The organism is Micrococcus sp. HMSC31B01, from assembly GCF_001816085.1.
Taxonomy (GTDB): Bacteria; Actinomycetota; Actinomycetes; order Actinomycetales; family Micrococcaceae; genus Micrococcus; species Micrococcus luteus.
This window is the reverse complement of sequence record NZ_KV824896.1, coordinates 1-1,462: the sequence shown is the minus strand read 5'-3', so window position 1 is coordinate 1,462 and position 1,462 is coordinate 1. Positions and strand designations below refer to the sequence as shown.

1 protein-coding gene and 1 pseudogene are annotated in these 1,462 nt (G+C 76.3%); both read left to right on the top strand.

Annotated elements, in window-relative coordinates; translation table 11 throughout:
- A partial coding sequence (locus HMPREF3105_RS13145; RefSeq protein WP_210401412.1) for a hypothetical protein occupies nucleotides 1-347 on the top strand: 347 nt, incomplete at its 5' end.
- A pseudogene (locus tag HMPREF3105_RS01325) lies at nucleotides 344-1,462 on the top strand (glycosyltransferase family 4 protein); the annotation flags it as partial. The gene HMPREF3105_RS13145 and the pseudogene HMPREF3105_RS01325, both read left to right, overlap by 4 nt.

Below are 1,462 nucleotides of genomic sequence, written 5' to 3'. Positions count from 1 at the left end.
TGCCGGGCACCGCGGGCGCGGTGGCCGAACGCGTGGAGGCCGTCGTCGTGGACGTGGACGGCGTGGACGGGCCGTGGGCCGGGGCCCTCGACGCCGCCGGCGCAGCCCTCTACCTCGAGCTGCGGGGTGCCGTGAGCGCGGCCGCCGCGCGCGGGGTCACCGTCTGGGTGCTCTCCCGGGGCCGTCACCGGCACCGGCTCGGGGCCCTCGCCCTGCTGCACGCCGGGGACGTCATCGTGGTCGAGGCCGGCGCGGACCGGACGCCGTTGCACTTCACCGAGGACCCGGGCGACGCGCCCCAGGGGATCGCCGACGTCCTCGCCGCCTGCCCGGAGGAGAGCGCATGAACACGCACCACCCCGACCGCCTGACCGACGCCGCCGGCGTGCGCGTCCTGCTCTACGGCGACGTCGACCTGAACGTCATCGACGGCTCCGCCACGTGGCTGCCCTCCCTGGCGGAGACCCTCGCCCGCACGGGTGCGAGCGTGGACGTCCAGCTCAAGGCCGTCGAACGCCGGGACCTGCTCACCGCTCCGCTGCGCGCCCTGACGGGGGTGCGCGTGCTCGCCGCCGAGCCGGCGGCCGGGCAGGGGGGCATGAACCCCTCCCGCGCCGCGGACGTGCTGGCCCGCCGGGACGAGGAGTCCCGGTACGACGTGGTGCTCGTGCGCGGCATCCACGCCTGTCTCGAGCTCGCCGACCGCGGCGCCTTCCCGGGGCGGCTGTGGTCCTACGTGACCGAGTACGGCTACGTGGAGGACGGCTTCCCGGCCGGGCGCGTCGAGGAGCTCGGTCGCATCGCCGCGGCGAGCCGTCTGATGCTGGCCCAGACGCCCCAGGCCCGCGCCGTGCTCGAGGCGATGGTCCCGGCCGCCGCCGGGCGCACCGAGCTGCTCTCGCCGATGGTGCCGGACGGGCTCGCTCCGGCCGAACGCGCCGAAGCGCCCGCCGACGGCCCAGTGCGTCTCGTGTACACGGGCAAGTTCGCCCACGACTGGCGCACCGACCTCATGCCGGACGTGCTGACCGCCCTCCACGAGGCCGGCGTCCCGGCCACGCTCACGATGGTGGGGGACAAGGTCCATCCCGAGCGGGACCGGCCCGGCTGGGCGGCGGCGATGCGCTCCCGCCTCGAGGCCGACCGGCCCGACTTCGAGTGGACGGGAGCGCTCTCCCGCGAGGAGTCCATGGCCCGCACCGCGGCCGCGGACGTCTCTCTGGGCTGGCGCGCCCCCGCCCTGGACCTCTCGCTCGAGATCTCCACGAAGGTGCTGGAGAGCTGCGCGGTCGGAGTGCCGCCGCTCCTGAACCGGACCGTGGCGCATGAGGAGCTGCTGGGGGCCGACTACCCCCTGTTCGTGGACGGGGTGAGGGACTCGGCCCGCGATGTGGCCGCCCGCATCGCGGCCGTCCGCCACGACCTGCCGGCCCTCTCGCGGCGCGTCGTCGAGGCCGCCGCC